Here is a 2,462-nt window from a genome sequence, read left to right on the forward strand (position 1 = left end):
CCTTGAGGCGGTGCGCCGCTGGGTGAAGGGAACGGTCGCGGCTTGACCCGACGGGGCGCCCGCGCCAAAGCGGCGCCTCATGAACATCCTGCTCGTTGGGTCCGGCGGCCGCGAACATGCGCTCGCGTGGAAGATCGCGGCGTCGCCGCTCGTGAAGCGGTTCGTGGCGGCGCCGGGCAATCCCGGCATGGCGGCCCAGTGCGAGCTGCGCGACGTGGCGGCTACCGACGTCGAAGCTCTTGTGGTCCTGGCCCACGAGATCGCCGCGGACCTCGTGGTCATCGGCCCGGAGTCCGCCGTCGCCGTCGGCCTGGCCGATGCGCTGCGGGCGGCGCGGATCCCGTGCTTTGGGCCGACCGCCCAGGCGGGACAGCTCGAGAGCTCCAAGGCTTTCACCAAGGCGTTCTGCGACCGCCACGGGCTGCCGACCTCGGCCTACGCGGTCTGTGAGAGCGCCGATGCGGCCAAGGCGGCGCTGGACCGGTTCGAGCCGCCCTATGTGATCAAGGCCGACGGCCTGGCGGCCGGTAAGGGCGTGGTGATCGCGCCGCAACGCGCCGAGGCCGAGGCGGCCATCGACGACGCCTTCGGCGGCCGGTTTGGGGCGGCGGGCGCGCGGGTGGTGATCGAGGAGTTCCTGGAGGGCGAGATCGGCTCGCTGTTCGCCCTGTGCGACGGCAAGACCTCGATGCTCTTCGGCTGGGCCCAGGACCACAAGCGCGTCTTCGACGGCGAGCAAGGCCCGAACACCGGCGGCATGGGGACCTATTCTCCGGCGCCCGTCTTCACCCCCGAGCTGGTGGAGCAGGTGCGCACGCGCCTGGTGGAGCCGGCCTTCGCGGGTATCGCCGACGACGGGGCGCCCTATCGCGGGGTGCTGTTCGTGGAGCTGATGGCCACGAAGCACGGCCCCAAGCTGGTCGAGTTCAACGTCCGTTTCGGCGATCCCGAGTGCCAGGTGCTGATGCTGCGGCTCGAGAGCGATCTCGTGCCGTATCTGATGGCCTGCGCCGAGGGCCGGCTGGCCGAGATGCCGGAGCCGACGTGGCGGGACGAGGCGGCGATCTGCGTGGTGCTGGCGGCCAAGGGCTATCCCGGGACGCCGGTGGCCGGTGGGGCGATCCACGGCGCCGACGCGGACTTCGGACCCGACGTGGCGGTGTTCCATGCGGGCACGACGTGCGACGCGGACGGCATGCTGCGCGCGGCCGGCGGGCGTGTGCTGAACGTCTGCGCCCGGGCGGCGACCCTGCGCGAGGCGAAGGAGAAGGCGTACGCCGCCGTGGCGAAGATCGACTTCGCCGACGGCTTCTGCCGCACCGACATCGGCTGGCGCGCGCTGGAGCGCGCCTAGGGGGCTGACTCCGCCACCGCCTTGAGCGCCGGGAGCGCCACGCTGTGCCACGCGTGGCCCATGCCGCCGCGGACGTTCTCGGTCTCGCGGTCGTCGAAACGGTCCCAGCCCGAGTGAACGAGGCGCACGTGGGTGCCTCCGGGGATGTTCCGCAGGCGGATGTCCACCGAGGTGTCAGGCAGATCCCACGAGAAGGTGAGCCGCCGCGGCCGATCCAGGATCTCGATGCGGCACGCGATGCCGTCCGTGACGTCGCCCGCCAGCCGCCGCGCCCGGTCGGGTTGCAGATAGAATACGTGGCCGGCTTCGGCGCGGAAGCGGAGCGCGCCCATCCACTGGACCACGAGCGCCGGCTCCGTGAGCGCGCGCCACACCTGCTCGCGCGGGGCGGCGACCTCGATGACCGACATGACGTCCTCGACCATGTCCCGCCTCTGCGGGGCGGTCGCCCGCGCGTCAAGCGTTCGCGCCTTGCCCGCCGCTGCGTCACCGGTAAAAGAGGTTCAAACAAATGTACGAAGCGTGGGAGAGCGCCATGGCCGAAGCCGTCACCGCCGAGCAGGAGCGCGAGGCGCTCAACACCGGCACCAAGGAAGTCGCCGAAAGCCATCGCTTCGACGAGGGCGCGCTCGCGGCGTGGATGAAGGCCAACGTCGAAGGCTATGCCGGGCCGCTGGAGGTGCGCCAGTTCAAGGGCGGCCAGTCGAACCCGACCTACCAGCTGATCACGCCCACCAAGAAGTACGTCATGCGCCGCAAGCCGCCGGGCAAGCTCCTGCCGTCGGCGCATGCGGTGGACCGTGAGTTCCGGGTGATCTCGGCGCTCTATCCCACCGGCTTCCCGGTCGCGCGGCCCTACGGCCTCTGCACCGACGAGAGCGTGGTGGGCACCATGTTCTACGTGATGGACATGGTCGAGGGCCGGATCCTCTGGGACCAGTCGCTGCCGGCCTATTCGCCCGCGGAACGCCGGGAGATCATCCTGGCCAAGATCAAGACCCTGGCCGACCTGCACAACACCGACGTCGAGGCCGTGGGCCTGTCGGACTTCGGCAAGCCCGGCAACTACATGGCCCGCCAGGTCGATCGCTGGACCAAGCAGTACAAG

The 2,462-nt window shown here is 70.7% G+C and carries 3 protein-coding genes; 2 read left to right on the forward strand and 1 reads right to left on the reverse strand.

Annotated features, from left to right (window positions below):
* The first annotated feature begins 79 nt into the window (after positions 1 to 79).
* Positions 80 to 1,354 carry a phosphoribosylamine--glycine ligase gene (gene purD, locus VGD44_RS23615; protein WP_331090835.1) on the forward strand — a complete coding sequence of 425 codons (1,275 nt, stop codon included), beginning with the start codon at positions 80 to 82 and terminating at the stop codon, positions 1,352 to 1,354.
* On the opposite strand, the gene VGD44_RS23620 is transcribed toward purD, so the two are convergent.
* Positions 1,351 to 1,779, reverse strand: a complete 429-nt coding sequence (locus tag VGD44_RS23620; protein WP_331090836.1) for an SRPBCC domain-containing protein — start codon at positions 1,777 to 1,779, stop codon at positions 1,351 to 1,353. The two genes, purD and VGD44_RS23620, sit on opposite strands and share 4 nt — an antisense overlap.
* 110 nt (positions 1,780 to 1,889) lie before the next feature.
* Here VGD44_RS23620 and VGD44_RS23625 point away from each other — a divergent pair.
* A partial coding sequence (locus VGD44_RS23625; RefSeq protein ID WP_331090837.1) for a phosphotransferase occupies positions 1,890 to 2,462 on the forward strand: 573 nt, incomplete at its 3' end.

The sequence above is a fragment of the Phenylobacterium sp. genome, assembly GCF_036402295.1.
GTDB lineage: Bacteria > Pseudomonadota > Alphaproteobacteria > Caulobacterales > Caulobacteraceae > Phenylobacterium.

Coding starts and splice junctions, on each gene's coding strand:
- purD (WP_331090835.1), top strand. CDS start 80: ATGAACATCCTGCTCGTTGGGTCCGGCGGCCGCGAACATGCGCTCGCG.
- VGD44_RS23620 (WP_331090836.1), bottom strand. CDS start 1,779: ATGGTCGAGGACGTCATGTCGGTCATCGAGGTCGCCGCCCCGCGCGAG.